The sequence below is a fragment of the Sphingobium jiangsuense genome, from assembly GCF_014196495.1.
Lineage (GTDB): Bacteria > Pseudomonadota > Alphaproteobacteria > Sphingomonadales > Sphingomonadaceae > Sphingobium > Sphingobium jiangsuense.
The window spans coordinates 239,630-253,392 of sequence record NZ_JACIDT010000004.1; the positions used below are offsets into that span (position 1 = coordinate 239,630).

Consider the following 13,763-nt stretch of genomic DNA (forward strand, 5'->3'; position numbering starts at 1 on the left):
CCGACTATAATCAGAATGATATTCACATTCCATTCGCTTTATGGCATCGCATGGCCATGCGGCAGGCGAGCGAGACGGAACCGCGCCAGAAGGCGCTGCAACGGCGGCGAATGCCGCGCCAGCAGCGCGCGCGGCACACGGTGGAGGCGATTTTCGAGGCCACCGAGCAACTGGCCGCGACCCATGGCTTCGACGCCGTCAACACGCGCATGATCGCGGAGCGCGCGGGTGTCGGCATCGGTTCGCTCTACCAATATTTCCCGACCTATGAGGCGATCCTGCTCGCCTGGTATGAGCGCGTCTCGACCATGGCGGCGCAGCAGGTGCGGCTCTCCACCATCGAGGCGATGGACCGCACGCCCGCCGACGCCGTGCGCTTCGCCATTCGCGGCCTGCTCGACATCTACCGCCAGCACCGGCTCGCGCTGATCGACATGCCGCATCAGGTGCCGCAGATCGGGCAGGTGATCCGGCACACCTCGCTGGAGGTGCTGAACCGGGGCACTATCCGGCTCTATCTCAGCCAGCACCCGGAATTCGACGCCACGCGGACCGAGCGCCACGTCTTCTTTCTGGAAACGATCGTCCACGCGCTGCTGCGCCGCTATGCGCGCGAGGAGCCGGAATTCCTCGACGCCGACGACGTGGTGGAGGGGATCGGCGCGCTGATCCTCTCCTATCTCGCGGCGCAGACGGGGGCGGAAAGCAGGGAGGGTCCGGCAGGCCATGGCTGAAAAGGCGAAGGATGCCGCCGCCGGCGGCGAGCTTGAGGAGCGCATCATCGACGCCGCCTGCCTGTGCTTCGAGCGGTTCGGCATCGCCAAGACGACGATGGAGGATATCGCGCGCGGCGCCCGCATCTCGCGCCAGTCGGTTTATCGCTATTTTTCGGGCAAGGACGATATCGTCGACACGCTGTGCTGCCGCGAGGCGGTGCGGATCAACGCGGCGGTGCGGGCGCGCATCCGGCGCGACATGGACTTTGCGGGCATCGTCACCGAAGCGCTGTTCATCATCATCACCGAGGGCAACCGCAGCCCCTATCTCAGCCAGGTGGCCGCCACCCCCGGCTTCCAGTCGCGCGCGACCAGCCCCGGCAGCCGCCTCTACCGGCTCAACGTCCGCTATTGGCACGAGCTGATGCGCCGCGCGCTCGATCAGGGCGATCTGGCGACCGACATATCGCTGGACGAGATCGTCGCTTGGCTGCTGATGATGCAATCGGTGCTGCAATTCCGGCTGGCCGACGGCCAGATCGACGAAGGCCAGCTCCGCCGCATCATCGCCCGCTTCACGGTCGTCCCGCTGCTGAAACCGGCGCAGGCGGCCGGTTAAGCTGTTAGAATGGCCTCCACGCTCCGGTGGAACGCGACCATCTCGCGTTCCATGCCGCCGCAGGTCATATGGGGGACGACGCCGCTCTTCGCGCCGATCGTGCCCAGCTCGGCGACCCAGAAATCCTCCCTGGTGGTGATCTGCGTCATCAGCGCCAGCGACTTTTCATAGCGCGCGACCTCCCGCTCGGTTTCCGGCAGCCGGTCGACCATCATATAATAGTTCACCACTGTATGGTCGACCGCCTGCGGCGCCAGCAAGATCACGCTGACATAGGCTGGGCTGGTGATGATCAGCGCGCCCGGCACGATCGTGTAATGCGCGACCGCCGACCTGCGGAATTCCTCATAGGTGGTGATCGGCTCGCCCTGGCGGAAATCCGCGCGGCCCGACATCACCCGCAGATGCTCGCCCAGCATCTCGCAGGACGTCTTGCGGTCCACGAACATGCTGCCCAGCGATTGCGAGTGCAGGCGCGTCACATGATAATTTTCGGAAAAGCTGTCGACGATCAGCTTCCAGTTCGCCCGCACGTCGACGCGCAGATGATGGCAGATCTTCTGTCTGCCAAGGCCGATGGCGTCGAGATCCGCGCCCAGCTCGCCGGTGACGATGGAGAAATCCGCCTTGCGCCCGGCATCCAGATTCACCCAGATGACCCCGCCCGCCTCCACGCATTCCAGCTCAACCAGCCCCATTTTCCGCTTGTCGAGGCCGGGAAAGATTTCCGGCCTCGGCAGCGCCTTCAACTGCCCCTTCATGTCGAAGCTCCATGCATGATAGGGGCACACGATCAGTCCGCCCTTCTGCGTCTCCTTGGCCTGACACAGCTTGATCGCGCGATGGGTGCAGACATTGTAGAAGGCGTGCGCCTTGCCGTCGCCGTCGCGGGTCAGCAGCAGCGGCACGCCATGATCGTCGATCGCGATATGCGATCGGAGCGCGGGCAGCAGCGCCGACACCGCAACCGGAATCGGGCGGCCCCGGAACAATTTCTCCTGCTCCAGCTCATAGCGCGCCTGCGATGCATAGATGCTGGTCGGAAGATGATCGATTTCCTTGAACACCGTCGAAGGATCGGAATCCTCTACCCCCGCCAATTGCCGCAATTGCCCTTCCGTCAGGGGTCGCGCACCGGCCAGTTCCGCCGCTTCCGGCATGACTCGCTCCTATCGTTTCCGTAGATCGGGATAAGACATATTACATATATCGTATTATGTAAATATTATCGGAGCAGGAAACGGAAATCAGCCGATATGGATGCTATATAGGTCTATTATCGCTCATATATAAATTTATCGCACATTCTTGTGCCGCCCGTGCGCATCCTATAGGGTCGGGAAAAGCCTGATTGTTCGACCGCCGTTCAATGGGGATGCGATGCGCTCCAAAATCTACCCCACCCCCTTTGCCGCGCTGGATGGTTTGCTGTTCGACGGGATGACGATCATGTCGGGCGGCTTCGGTCTTTCGGGCAATCCGGAAAGCCTGATCCCCGAAATCCGCGCGTCGGGGGTGACGGGTCTCACCGTCATCTCCAACAATGCGGGGGCGGACGGCTTCGGCCTGTGGATGCTGCTGGAAAGCAGGCAGGTCAGGAAGATGATCGCCTCCTATGTGGGCGAGAACAGGCTGTTCGAGAGCCAGTATCTTTCCGGCGAGCTGGAGCTGGAACTGAACCCGCAGGGCACGCTGGCCGAGCGCATCCGCGCAGGCGGCGCGGGCATCCCGGCCTTCTACACCAGGACCGGCGTCGGCACCCTGGTCGCGGAGGGCAAGCCGGTGGAGCGCTTCGAGGGGGAGGAGTATGTGCGCGAGACCTGGCTGCGCGCCGACCTCTCCATCATCAAGGCGTGGCGGGCGGACCCGGCGGGGAATCTGATGTTCCGCAAGACCGCGCGCAACTTCAACCCGGTCATGGCGACGGCAGGCAAGGTGACGGTGGCCGAGGTCGAGGAGATCGTGCCCGCAGGCGCGTTCGACCCCGACTGCATCCACACGCCCGGCATCTATGTCGACCGCATCGTGCTTTCGACCATCAACGAGAAGCGGATCGAGAAGCTGACCACCCGGCCCAGGGAGACGCAGCCATGAGCTGGACCCGCGACCAGATGGCCGCCCGCGCCGCACAGCAACTGCGCGACGGATATTATGTCAACCTCGGCATCGGCTCGCCAAGGTCTGGCGCTCATGGCGGATGGGTGTAAAGCCGCTCAGGCGGACAATTGCGCCGTCTTCGCCGACCATTGCCCGTCCTTCTCGAAATTGCGCAGATATTCGAACAGGCCGCGCGGAATGCGCTTCTTGCCCGGATCGTACCAGGGCAGGAGGTTGGCCAGCAGCGGCCCCAGAAAGGCGCGGCGGTTGAAGCGGTTGAACGCCTTTATGTCCTTGGCGAGCCGCGCCTTTTCCGCCGGGCTCATCCGCTGCATCTCGATTTCGCGCATATATTTGACCGCCCTGGCGGAAAAGCCGCGCAGATGGACGATCGCGAACAGCAGCCCATAGATGCGGAAGAAATATCCGTTGAAGATCCGCCGCCAGAAACCCCGGCAATAAATGGCCTTGTAGAATTGGAAGCAGATCTCGCGATGCTCGAATTCCTCGGCCATGTGCCATTTCCAGAGCCGGATCGCCGCATTGTCGAGGCCGCCGATCATCTCGTCGCTCTTCTCGAACCATAGCTCGCCCGAAACAGCGCCCAGCGATTCGAAGCCGTCGGCATAGGCAAGGCACCATTTCAGCGACTTGGTCCGCGCGAATTCCTCCAGATCGGCGGCAAGGCCCGCTTCCATGTCGGCAAGTTCGGGAAAGCCCGCGTCCACCATCATCCGGTTGAAGATGCGGTGCTGCCGGAAATGCTGGGATTCCTGCGCGATGAAATCCTTGGCGTCCTTGCGCAGCCAGTCATAGTCTTCCGGCAGCAGCGGCATGGCCTTCTGCAACAGCTTGATCAGCCACGGCTCGACCGGCGAAGGGATGATCGCGGTGGCGTTCCGATCCTGGCTGAACGCCATATTGTGCGACCAGTAGAATTCGAAATCCGAAAAATCGAACTTCGGGAAACGGACGACCAGGCCCATGACATATCCTCCAGAAACTGCTTTTCCCTGAGATAATCGGAGGGGCTACAGGGTGCCAAGAAGCAACAGATTAAGGGCTGACCTAATTCGCGCCGCAGCACCGAAGCCGGGGCGAGAACGCGATCAGGGGATCAGCACGACCTTGCCGCCAAGGCCGCCTTGCTCGACCAGATGATGCGCCTGCGCGGCGTCCCTCAGCGGCAGCTGCCGCGCGACCGGCACCTCTATCGCGCCCGCCGCGACGATCGCCGCCAGATGCGCGCACTGCCCGCCATCGGGCCGCACCGAGAAGAATTCCGGCGCGGCGGGAAGCCCCTGCGGCGGGATGGGAGTGGTCGCGACCGTCAGCAGCCTTCCGCCGGGATGAAGGCGGCGGCACAATCGCCCGACCTCCTCCCCTCCCACCGTGTCGATAACATGGTCGAAGGCCGGACCGGGCCAGTCCTGCTCCCCCACTATCAGCGCCTCGTCGGCGCCCAGCTGCAGCGCCTCCCCGCACTGCGCCGCGCGCACGGCGGCCACCACTCGCGCGCCGGCCCGCTTCAACTCATGCAGGGCGAAGCGCCCGACCGAGCCGAGCGTCCCGGTCAGCAGCACAAGCTGTCCCGGCGCGGGCGCCAGCGCCTCCACCAGTTGCAGGCCGGTCAGTCCCGCCGTCGGGATCGCCGCCGCGGTCGGATAATCGAGGCCATCGGGAATGGGCGCGGCCTGATCGGCGGGAAGGACGGCATAGTCGGCATAGCCGCCCTTGCGGATCGGATCGAGCATGCCAAAAACGCGGGTGCCCGGCGCAAATCCCGCGCCGCCGATCACCTCCCCGGCGATGTCGTAACCCAATATATGGGGGAAGGATATCGGCGCGAAGGACGCGAACAGGCCCGCCCGCCATTTGACGTCCGCCGGATTGACGGCGGCGGCATGGACGCGGACCAGCACCTCCCCCGGCCTGATGTCCGGCATCGGCACGGCTGTCGGCTTGAGGATGGACGGATCGCCATAGTCCTCGATAAGAATCGCCTGCATCCCTTCCTCCCCTTCTTCCTTCCCACGAGCTGGCGTCAGCACGCCAGCGGCTCCGGGCAAAGCAGCAGGCGCCGCAGATGATGCACCGCGCGATAGGCATCGCGTACCGCCTCGCCGATCCGCGCGACCTCGACCGCATCGCCGATGCTGATCGTCGCAAAATCGCTGCCGCGCAGTTCGTCCGCCAATGTCGTGTCGGCGACCAGCCCATGGGCCAGCAGCACGGCGGCGGCAGGCTGCACCTCGCTCGTCCCGTCATGCGAAAGCAGCACATGATCGCCGTCGATCGCCATCAGCACCCTTTTGTCCTTGATGCGGATCGCCTCATTCGCGCCGATGCGTTGCAGCAATTGCATCCGGTAAAGCGGCTCCGCATTGCGGGCGAGGAAACAGGCATCGGACCGGGTGGCGATCACCACCTTATGCCCCTGTTTTGCGAGGAATTCGGCGGTTTCCGTGCCTGTCTCCCCGCCGCCATAGATAAGGATGGGACAAGCCTCGCTTGACGCAGGCAGGTCGATATCGCCGAGCAACGCCTGATAGGCGGGGGCCACCGGCAGATTGCCGCTGCGTTCCAGTTCCAGCGGCGCCATGCGGGAACCATTGGCCAGCACCAGCGCATCGGGCGCGAGCGAGCGCACCAGCGCCGCGTCGACATGGACGCCGGTGTGGATCTCCACCCCGCTCTTCTCGATACGGCGCTGGAGGAAGTCATTGTACCAGAACAGCTTTTCCTTGTTGGGCGGCGTGGCGGAAGTAAGGAGATTGCCGCCCAATGTCGCCCGCCGCTCATAAAGGGAGACGGAAAAACCCGCCTGATCGAGCATCAGCGCGGCGGCCATGCCTCCGGGCCCGGCACCGACCACCACCGCGCGGCGCCCTTTGCCGAACGCCCCGATCGGCGGATCGGTCTCATGGCCGCAGCGAGGATTTTCGGCGCAGCCGACGCCCCGGTTCGCGCCCGTCTCCCTGATGCACCAGTTGCAGGAGGTGCAGGGCCGGATATCGGCGGCATCGCCCCGCTGCGCCTTGATCGGCCACATCGGATCGGCCAGCAGCGCGCGACCGAGCGACACGCAATCGGTGTCGCCATCGGCGATCGCCTGCTCGGCCTTGTCGGGCCAGCGCATCACGCCCGCGCAGATGACCGGCTTGCCGGTGGCGGCGCGGATGCGGCGCGCCATCGGCAGGCGCCAGCCTTCGGGCACCGACATCGGCTCCACGATCACGTCCACCCGGTCGAGCGAGCCGCAGGAGATATCGATCGCATCGACCCCGGCCTCGCACAGGCGCGGCGCGATCCGCTCCGCATCCTCGACCGTCAGGCCGCCGTCGAGGAAATCCGCGACCGACATGCGGTACAGCAGCGCGCGGCCACCCAGCCGGGCCTTGACCGCCTTCACCACCTCCAGCGGAAAGCGCAGACGCCGCTCGAAATCCCCGCCCCATGCGTCCCCGCGCCGGTTGACCAGCGGAGAGAGGAATTGCTGCAACAGATAGCCATGCGCGCCGTGCAGCATCACCGCGTCATAGCCCGACGCCACCGCCAGCCCGGCCGCATGGGCATAGCTGGCGATGATGCGATGGATTTCCTCCTCCTCCAGCGCGCGCGGCACGGTATCGAGATAGGGGCTGCGCAGCGGCACCGCGCTCGGCGCGACGGGCGTGCGCCCGATCACGCTTTCCCGCGACTGGCGGCCCGCATGGGAAAGCTGGATGCAGGCCTTAGCCCCCGCGCCCTTGATCGCGTCCACCAGCTTGCCATGGCCCGAACGGTAGCGTTCATTGTCCAGCCGCAGCTGCGGCGCCATCGAGCTGAAGCCGTCCGTGCCGTCGACGCAGGTGAATTCGACGACGACGAGGCCCGTACCGCCCAGCGCCCGTTCGCGATAATAGGCGATCTGTTCCGGGCTGACCGATCCGTCCGCATGGCCGAGATGACTTTCCATCGGCGCCATGACCAGACGGTTCCGAAGGCGCAACGGGCCGATCTGAATGGGCTGAAACAAATGGGGATAGGCCATGGTCATCCTCTGCTTTCTCTTTCAGGGATCATAGCCTTTTTCCAACGGCGAATAATTATCCTAGAATATAAAATATTCTTCTTTATTGCCGAATAATCATGGATCGATTGACCGGATTCGAGGTGTTCGTCGCCATCGTCGACAGCGGCGGGTTCAGCCGCGCGGCGGAACGGCTGGGCATGTCCCCGGCGATGATCTCCACCCATCTCGCGCGGCTGGAGGACCGGCTGGGCGCCCGGCTCATCGATCGCACCACGCGCCGTTTCGCCCTGACGCTGGAGGGGCATCGCTTCCTTCAGGACGCCCGCTCGATCCTCGATGCGGTGGCGGAAGCGGAAGGGGCCATTCGCGGCGGCTCCGCGGGGCCGCGCGGGCTGGTGATGATCGACACGCCCGGCGCCATCGGCCTGCGCTTCCTGCTGCCCGCGATACCGGGGCTGCGCCAGCGCTATCCCGATGTGGCGATCGACCTGAGCTTCAGCGAGCGCAGCATGGTGTTCCGGCCCGAAGGGTTCGACATCATGATCCGGGTGGGCGATCCGCCGGAAGGACGGGGCCGCATCCTGCCGCTGGGCACCACGCGCTTCGTGCAGGTCGCCTCGCCCGCCTATCTGGCGCGGAAAGGCACGCCCCGCACCCCTGAGGAACTGCCGGATCACGAGATGATCGTCCATGCGACGGCGGAGCGGCCTTTGGGGCAGAAATGGCGCTTCTGGAAAGACGGGACGACGCATTGGCTCCGCCCGGCGGCGGTCGCGGCGTTCAACCATGGCGACGCGATCACCGCCGCCGCCGTTTCCGGCGTCGGCATCGCGCAGACGCTGGAAATGCTGGTGGCGCCCGAAATCGCGGCCGGCCAGCTGGTGCCGCTGCTGGAAGACTGGAACGACAATCCGGTCAAGGTGCAGTTGTTCGTACCGGAGGACCGGGCCAGACGCCATGCGGTAATGGCCGTGGCGCATTATCTTGCCGATCATGTGAACTGGCCGCCCGGCGCCTAATCCTGCCCAGCCGGTCAGATTACCTGCTGACGCCGCGCGGCCTGCGCGACGGCGGTGAACTCGTCATAGACGGTCATCGGCTCATGATAATGGCTCATGTCGCCGATCCGGTCGAAATGGGCGGCGATGTCCTCGACCGAAGGCGGCGTCGGTCCCATCGGCGCGACCCAGCCATCGGCGGCGCAGATGCGCACCCGCGCATAGCGGCCGCTGTTGGCGCTGTAGATGCCGTGCGTGGCCGTGCACCGCTCGCTCACCAGATAGACGGCCAGCGGCGTGTTGAAGGGCACGGTGACCCGGTCCGCGCTGGCGGCATAATCCGCGCCCGCCACCGCCTGCGCAAAGGCCGGTATCTCCATGAAGCCGTCGTTCATCTCGTCGGCCAGCCGGGACTGGGCGGTGGGCATCAGCAGGTTGGAGGTGATGCCATAGGCCGATCCCTCGATCGCGACCACATGGCTCAGCCCCATCAGCCCGCCCTTGGCCGCCGCATAATTGGCCTGCCACGCATGGCCGAACATGGCGGAGGCGGAGCCGGTGAAGAGGAAGCGGCCATAGCCATTCCTCCGCATCGCCCGATAGGCGGGCTGGGCAACGTAGAAAGCCCCTTTCAGATGCACGTCGATGATCGCGTCGATCTCTCCGTCCGACAGGTCCTCGAACCGGTTGTTGCGCAGGAAACCGGCATTGTTGATGCAGATATCCACCTTGCCGAACGCATCGAGCGCGGTCTGCACGATGCTTTCCCCGCCCGCGCGGGTCGAGACGCTGTCATGGCTGGCGACCGCCTCGCCGCCTTCGTCGCGTATCTGCTGCACCACCAGATCGGCGGCGCTGTGCGAGGCGCCCTGCCCCGATCCGCTGCCGCCCAGATCGTTGACCACCACCCGTGCCCCCCGCCGCGCCAGTTCGAGCGCATAGTCCCTGCCCAGCCCGTTGCCCGCGCCGGTGACGATGGCGACCCGCCCGTCGAAACCGATATCCGTCATATGCCTGTCCTCCCTGAAAACCCAAATCCCTGCGAAAAGCCCCTGAGGCCCTAATTGATGCTCTGCACCTGCCCGCCATCGACCCTGACATTCGCCCCGGTCATGTAACCGGAGGCGGGGCTGGCGATCATGCAGGCGATATGGGCGATCTCCTCCACCCGTCCCGCCCGGCCGACGGCGACGGGCGTGATCTCCCGCGCCATGCGCCGCTCCGCCTCCTCCAGCGATATGTCGCCCCAGCCCAGCGTGTGGCGAGCGCCCGTGAGCCATGCCGCGACCGCAGGCGTCAGCACCATGCCGGGGCTGATGCTGTTGGCGGTGACGCCGCAGGGGCCGAGCGCCTTCGCCAGGCTGACCGTCATGTTGAGCATCGCCGCCTTGGCCGCGCCGTAATCGGGGCCGAGCGCGATCGGCTGCGTCGCGGCGGCGCTGGCGATGTTGATGATGCGGCCCCAGCCCGCCTGCTTCATCGCGGGCAGCAGGCGGCGGATCATCCGCGCGGCGGCGATGACGTTCAGCTGGTAGGTGCCGATCCAGCCCGCCTCGTCCACCTCGGTCCAGCCCATCGCCGATGTGCCGGCGGCCCCGCCCGCATTGTTGACCAATATGTCGACCGCGCCCGCCGCTTGCGCCACCGCGTCCGCGCCGGCATCGGTCGCCAGATCGCCGATGGCCACGCCCGTCGCGCCGATTTCCCGCGCGACGGCCTCGCTGCGCGCGCGGTCGCGCCCGTGCACGATCACCGCGCAGCCTTCGGCGGCGAGCATCCGGGCGATGCCTTCGCCGATGCCCGAACTGCTCCCCGTCACCAGCGCCCTTTTGCCCGCAAGCTTCAGATCCATCGCCCTATCCTTTCACCACATGCTCGATCGCCGTGATCGTCGCATGGCTGGCCACGAATTCCGCGACGTCCGCGACGATCAGGTCGATATCCTCCTGGGAACGGAACAGCCCGTCCCGCAGCGCCGCCTCATCCGGGAAATGCAGATGCGCGATGCCGAACCACGGCGCGCTCCCCTCCCACGCGGGCGAGAGGCGGTCCTGGACATAGCGCTCCATGCCGACATGAACCGCATTGGCGAGCGGGATATGCTCCGACCAGTGGCGCTCCGCCTCGGCGCGGGGCAGGCTGGCGATCGCCTCTATGAAGGAAAGCTGGGAGAGGCCGGGCGTCACCCCCGGCGGCGGCGCACCCGACCCGTGCTTGCCCACCACCTCGTCGGAAATGCGGATATCGAGCCACGCCCCGGCCAGCGCCGCATCCGCGGCGACGAGAGCGGCGACGGGTTCCTCCGACCAGATTTCGATGACGGCATCGCAGGGCGGCGCCGCGGCGGACACTGCGGGCGGCGCGACGGGCAGTTGCACCGCGATGCGCGAGGCATGCTCCGCCCACGGCCGGTCGCGCAGCAGCGCGGGCAACCCCGCGAGGAAAGCGGCATCGGGACTGTGCACCAATAGGACGGTCTTCATCTACTCTCCCGGCGGATATGGCGGCGCGGACGGCGAAAGCCCCTATCGCTTCCTGCTCGCCCGCTCAGGGGCATATCTGTTTCCAAAGCCGGGCCGGTGACGCCAGCCTCCGCCCGCAAAGATCACAAACATGCTACCTGCGCCCCGCCCGGACGAAGGCGTCCGGCGGATATTGCCCCCTGCTTCCGTCTCTGGAACGCTGGCGGCCGATCGGGAACCGGCAGCAGGAGGAGAGAAATATGGGCCAAAGAGACAAGCGCCGGCTGGAAGGCAAGGTCGCCGTCGTCATGGGCGCCACGCGTCAGGGCAATATGGGGCAGGCCATCGCCCGGCGCTTTCTGGAGGAAGGCGCGCGGGTCGTGGTATCGGGCCGGAACCGCGAGGGGCTGGACGCCTTCGCCCGCGAAAACGGCGCGCACGCCATCGCCTGCGACATCACCCGGCGGGCCGAGATAGAGGCGCTGGCGGAGGCGACGACGGCGCTGCACGGCGGCATCGACATCGCGGTCAACGCCGCCGCCATCGGCTTCCTCGCCCCGTTCGAGGAGGAAAGCGAGGAACAGATCGACTCCATGCTCTCGATCATCTTCAAGGGCGGCCTGTTCTTCCTGCAGGCGATGGTCGGCGCGATGAAACGGCAGGGCAATGGGAAGGGCGGATCCATCATCACCATTTCCTCCGCCGTGGCCGACATCATGTCGGAAAATCATTGCAGCTATATGGGCGCCAAGGCGGGGCTGAACCACATGACCCGCTATGTCGCCTATGAATATGGCAAGCACGGCATCCGCGCCAACATCCTCTCCCCCGGCCTCACCGTCACGCCGATGCTGGGCGATTATATGGCGCCCGGCATGGTCGAGGCCTATGCCCGCGAATATCCGCTCGGCCGCATCGGCACGGTCGAGGATATCGCCAACGCCGCGCTGTTCATGGCGAGCGACGAATGCTTCATGACGGGCGAAACCTTCCATGTGACCGGCGGCCTCAGGCTGCGCCGCAACCCGACGACGGAGGAGATCATGGCGTCGATCGCCGCCCATGCCCCATCGGACTGAACCCCATCAGATTGGCGATGAGTTGACCCGTCCGCCCGCGCCGCATTGACTTGCATCCGGCAGGTTCGGGATGGTCGGGCGGCGAGAGGCAGGACAACAGGCGAGGGAAGAACGGCATGGCAGGCAGGCTGGAAGGAAAGACCGCGATCGTCACCGGCGGCGGTCAGGGCATAGGCGAGGGCATCGCCCGCGTTTTCGCGCAAGAGGGCGCGAGGGTGCTGATCACCGGCCGCACCGCGGACAAGCTGGCGGCGGTGGTCGACGGCATCGTCGCGGGCGGCGGAGAAGCGGCGTGGATCACCGGCACGGCGGGCGTCCGCGCCGACGCGCAGGCCGCCGTCGCCAAGGCTGTCGAGCTGTTCGGCGGGGTCGATATCCTCGTCAACAACGCCCAGACCTCGCGCCCCGGCACCGCGTTCGAGGATCATGACGACGCCCTGTTCGACCTGACGCTGCAATCGGGGCTGTACGGCACTTTCCAGCATATGCAGGCGGCGCTGCCGCACATGAAGGGCAAGGGCGGATCGATCGTCAACATAGGATCGCGCGAAGGCATTTTCGGCGGCGTGGGCTTTGCCGCCTATGCGGCGACGAAAGAGGCCATTCGCGGCCTGTCGCGCACCGCCGCGCGGGAACTGGGCAAGTACAAGGTGCGCGTCAACGTCATCTGCCCCTCCGCGCTCAGCCCGATCGCCATCGATTATCTGGACAGCCACCCGGAGGAAGCCGAAATGTACCGCAAGGACATTGCCCTCGGCTATTTCGGCGATTGCGAGGCCGATGTCGCCCGCGCGGTGCTGTTCCTCGCCAGCGACGACAGCCAATATGTGACCGGCCAGACGATCAATGTCGATGGCGGTCTGGTGATGCTGTGAGCGCCGCCCCGCCCGCCCTCGATCCGCCCGGCCCCGATTTCTCCGGCCGCACCGCCATCATCACCGGCGCGGGCAAGGGGCTGGGCAGCGCCTATGCCCGCTATCTGGCCGCACGGGGATGCGCGGTGGTCGTCGGCAATCGCCGGGCGGCGGACGGCGGTTCCCCGGCGCAGGCGGTGGTGGACGCGATCGTCGCGGCGGGCGGGCGGGCCGTGGCCCATGACGGCCCGGTCGAAACGGCGGCGTCGGCGATGGAGATGGTCGCCCTGGCCGAGCGACATTTCGGCCCGCCGGATATCTTCATCAGCAATGCGGGCGTCCAGCACTGGCGCGACTTCGCCACGGTCACGCTGGAGGAGATGCGCAGCCTGCTGGAAATCAACCTGTGGGGCGTGATGCTGGGGCTGAAGGCGGTGTGGCCGGCGATGCTGGCGCGCGGCTATGGCCGCATCGTGCTGACCGGATCGAGCGCAGGGCTCTGGGGCCAGATGCAGTCGGCCGATTACGGCGCCTCCAAGGGGGCGATGGTCGGGCTGGCGCGCAGCCTCGCCCTGGACGTGCCGCCGGGCAAGGACATCAGGATCAACGTCCTCTGCCCCGCCGCCTATACACCACTGTCGGCAGGCAGCTTCGATCCCAAATGGGCGGACTACGCCTCGCCCGATCATGTCGCGCCGGTCGTCGGCTGGCTGTGCAGCCCCGGCTGCGACACGTCGGGCGGCATCTATCACAGCGGCGCGGGCCATATCCGCCGGGTGCAGATCGTCGAGGGCGCAGTGCACCATCTCTCCGAAGGGCCGGTCGATGCGGTGATGCGCGGCCTCGAAGCGCAGCCGGAATGGAACAGCTCCTTCGCGTCCGGCGCGGAGATCCTGCCGGAAATCGCCAAGGCGTCCTCCTGA

At 66.1% G+C, this 13,763-nt stretch carries 14 protein-coding genes and 1 pseudogene; 8 read left to right on the forward strand and 7 right to left on the reverse strand.

Annotation, left to right across the window (positions count from 1 at the left end):
• The first annotated feature begins 50 nt into the window (after window positions 1-50).
• On the forward strand, window positions 51-734 hold the full coding sequence (locus tag GGR43_RS07805) for a TetR/AcrR family transcriptional regulator (protein WP_188071398.1): 684 nt from the start codon (window positions 51-53) through the stop codon (window positions 732-734).
• Entirely contained in the window at window positions 727-1,335 is a 609-nt protein-coding gene (locus GGR43_RS07810) for a TetR/AcrR family transcriptional regulator (protein WP_188071399.1), read from the forward strand. Before GGR43_RS07805 ends, GGR43_RS07810 begins: the two co-directional genes overlap by 8 nt.
• Here the strand turns inward: GGR43_RS07810 and GGR43_RS07815 are convergent.
• Entirely contained in the window at window positions 1,332-2,495 is a 1,164-nt protein-coding gene (locus tag GGR43_RS07815; RefSeq protein ID WP_188071400.1) for an aromatic ring-hydroxylating oxygenase subunit alpha, read from the reverse strand. The two genes, GGR43_RS07810 and GGR43_RS07815, sit on opposite strands and share 4 nt — an antisense overlap.
• A 220-nt stretch (window positions 2,496-2,715) precedes the next feature.
• Here GGR43_RS07815 and GGR43_RS07820 point away from each other — a divergent pair, with 220 nt between their 5' ends.
• Window positions 2,716-3,429, forward strand: coding sequence for a CoA transferase subunit A (locus tag GGR43_RS07820; protein WP_188071401.1), 714 nt, complete (start codon window positions 2,716-2,718; stop codon window positions 3,427-3,429).
• Window positions 3,426-3,512: pseudogene (locus GGR43_RS07825) on the forward strand (succinyl-CoA--3-ketoacid-CoA transferase); the annotation flags it as partial. The gene GGR43_RS07820 and the pseudogene GGR43_RS07825, both read left to right, overlap by 4 nt.
• A 36-nt stretch (window positions 3,513-3,548) precedes the next feature.
• On the opposite strand, the gene GGR43_RS07830 reads toward GGR43_RS07825, so the two are convergent.
• The 3 genes from GGR43_RS07830 to GGR43_RS07840 all read right to left on the reverse strand — a co-directional run bounded on the left by GGR43_RS07830 (window position 3,549) and on the right by GGR43_RS07840 (window position 7,471).
• A complete protein-coding gene (locus tag GGR43_RS07830; RefSeq protein ID WP_188071402.1) occupies window positions 3,549-4,418 on the reverse strand; it encodes a metal-dependent hydrolase in 870 nt (289 codons plus the stop codon).
• Window positions 4,419-4,541: 123 nt separating this feature from the next.
• Entirely contained in the window at window positions 4,542-5,441 is a 900-nt protein-coding gene (locus GGR43_RS07835) for an NADP-dependent oxidoreductase (RefSeq protein WP_188071403.1), read from the reverse strand.
• A 35-nt stretch (window positions 5,442-5,476) separates the two neighbouring features.
• Window positions 5,477-7,471 carry an oxidoreductase gene (locus GGR43_RS07840; protein ID WP_246343419.1) on the reverse strand — a complete coding sequence of 665 codons (1,995 nt, stop codon included), beginning with the start codon at window positions 7,469-7,471 and terminating at the stop codon, window positions 5,477-5,479.
• 101 nt (window positions 7,472-7,572) lie between these two features.
• Between GGR43_RS07840 and GGR43_RS07845 the strand changes: the two genes are divergently transcribed.
• Entirely contained in the window at window positions 7,573-8,466 is an 894-nt protein-coding gene (locus tag GGR43_RS07845; protein ID WP_223177351.1) for a LysR family transcriptional regulator, read from the forward strand.
• Window positions 8,467-8,480: 14 nt separating this feature from the next.
• On the opposite strand, the gene GGR43_RS07850 is transcribed toward GGR43_RS07845, so the two are convergent.
• From GGR43_RS07850 to GGR43_RS07860, 3 genes are read right to left on the reverse strand one after another with little or no spacing between them, the layout of a single operon-like run.
• On the reverse strand, window positions 8,481-9,455 hold the full coding sequence (locus GGR43_RS07850) for an SDR family NAD(P)-dependent oxidoreductase (protein WP_188071405.1): 975 nt from the start codon (window positions 9,453-9,455) through the stop codon (window positions 8,481-8,483).
• A gap of 50 nt (window positions 9,456-9,505) precedes the next feature.
• Window positions 9,506-10,297 carry an SDR family NAD(P)-dependent oxidoreductase gene (locus GGR43_RS07855; protein ID WP_188071406.1) on the reverse strand — a complete coding sequence of 264 codons (792 nt, stop codon included), beginning with the start codon at window positions 10,295-10,297 and terminating at the stop codon, window positions 9,506-9,508.
• Window positions 10,298-10,301: 4 nt separating this feature from the next.
• Entirely contained in the window at window positions 10,302-10,928 is a 627-nt protein-coding gene (locus tag GGR43_RS07860; protein ID WP_188071407.1) for an EthD family reductase, read from the reverse strand.
• Window positions 10,929-11,167: 239 nt separating this feature from the next.
• Between GGR43_RS07860 and GGR43_RS07865 the strand changes: the two genes are divergently transcribed.
• From GGR43_RS07865 to GGR43_RS07875, 3 genes are all read left to right on the forward strand, one after another.
• Window positions 11,168-11,986 (forward strand): SDR family NAD(P)-dependent oxidoreductase, encoded by an 819-nt coding sequence (locus GGR43_RS07865; protein ID WP_188071408.1) that lies wholly within the window; start codon window positions 11,168-11,170, stop codon window positions 11,984-11,986.
• 116 nt (window positions 11,987-12,102) lie between these two features.
• On the forward strand, window positions 12,103-12,861 hold the full coding sequence (locus tag GGR43_RS07870) for an SDR family NAD(P)-dependent oxidoreductase (protein WP_188071409.1): 759 nt from the start codon (window positions 12,103-12,105) through the stop codon (window positions 12,859-12,861).
• A complete protein-coding gene (locus tag GGR43_RS07875) occupies window positions 12,858-13,763 on the forward strand; it encodes an SDR family NAD(P)-dependent oxidoreductase (protein ID WP_188071410.1) in 906 nt (301 codons plus the stop codon). The genes GGR43_RS07870 and GGR43_RS07875 overlap by 4 nt, the downstream gene beginning before the upstream one ends.

Bases quoted from the DNA above. Each gene is read 5' to 3' on its own strand.
- GGR43_RS07805 (WP_188071398.1), top strand. From the start codon at position 51: ATGGCCATGCGGCAGGCGAGCGAGACGGAACCGCGCCAGAAGGCGCTG.
- GGR43_RS07810 (WP_188071399.1), top strand. From the start codon at position 727: ATGGCTGAAAAGGCGAAGGATGCCGCCGCCGGCGGCGAGCTTGAGGAG.
- GGR43_RS07815 (WP_188071400.1), bottom strand. From the start codon at position 2,495: ATGCCGGAAGCGGCGGAACTGGCCGGTGCGCGACCCCTGACGGAAGGG.
- GGR43_RS07820 (WP_188071401.1), top strand. From the start codon at position 2,716: ATGCGCTCCAAAATCTACCCCACCCCCTTTGCCGCGCTGGATGGTTTG.
- GGR43_RS07830 (WP_188071402.1), bottom strand. From the start codon at position 4,418: ATGGGCCTGGTCGTCCGTTTCCCGAAGTTCGATTTTTCGGATTTCGAA.
- GGR43_RS07835 (WP_188071403.1), bottom strand. From the start codon at position 5,441: ATGCAGGCGATTCTTATCGAGGACTATGGCGATCCGTCCATCCTCAAG.
- GGR43_RS07840 (WP_246343419.1), bottom strand. From the start codon at position 7,471: ATGACCATGGCCTATCCCCATTTGTTTCAGCCCATTCAGATCGGCCCG.
- GGR43_RS07850 (WP_188071405.1), bottom strand. From the start codon at position 9,455: ATGACGGATATCGGTTTCGACGGGCGGGTCGCCATCGTCACCGGCGCG.
- GGR43_RS07855 (WP_188071406.1), bottom strand. From the start codon at position 10,297: ATGGATCTGAAGCTTGCGGGCAAAAGGGCGCTGGTGACGGGGAGCAGT.
- GGR43_RS07860 (WP_188071407.1), bottom strand. From the start codon at position 10,928: ATGAAGACCGTCCTATTGGTGCACAGTCCCGATGCCGCTTTCCTCGCG.
- GGR43_RS07865 (WP_188071408.1), top strand. From the start codon at position 11,168: ATGGGCCAAAGAGACAAGCGCCGGCTGGAAGGCAAGGTCGCCGTCGTC.
- GGR43_RS07870 (WP_188071409.1), top strand. From the start codon at position 12,103: ATGGCAGGCAGGCTGGAAGGAAAGACCGCGATCGTCACCGGCGGCGGT.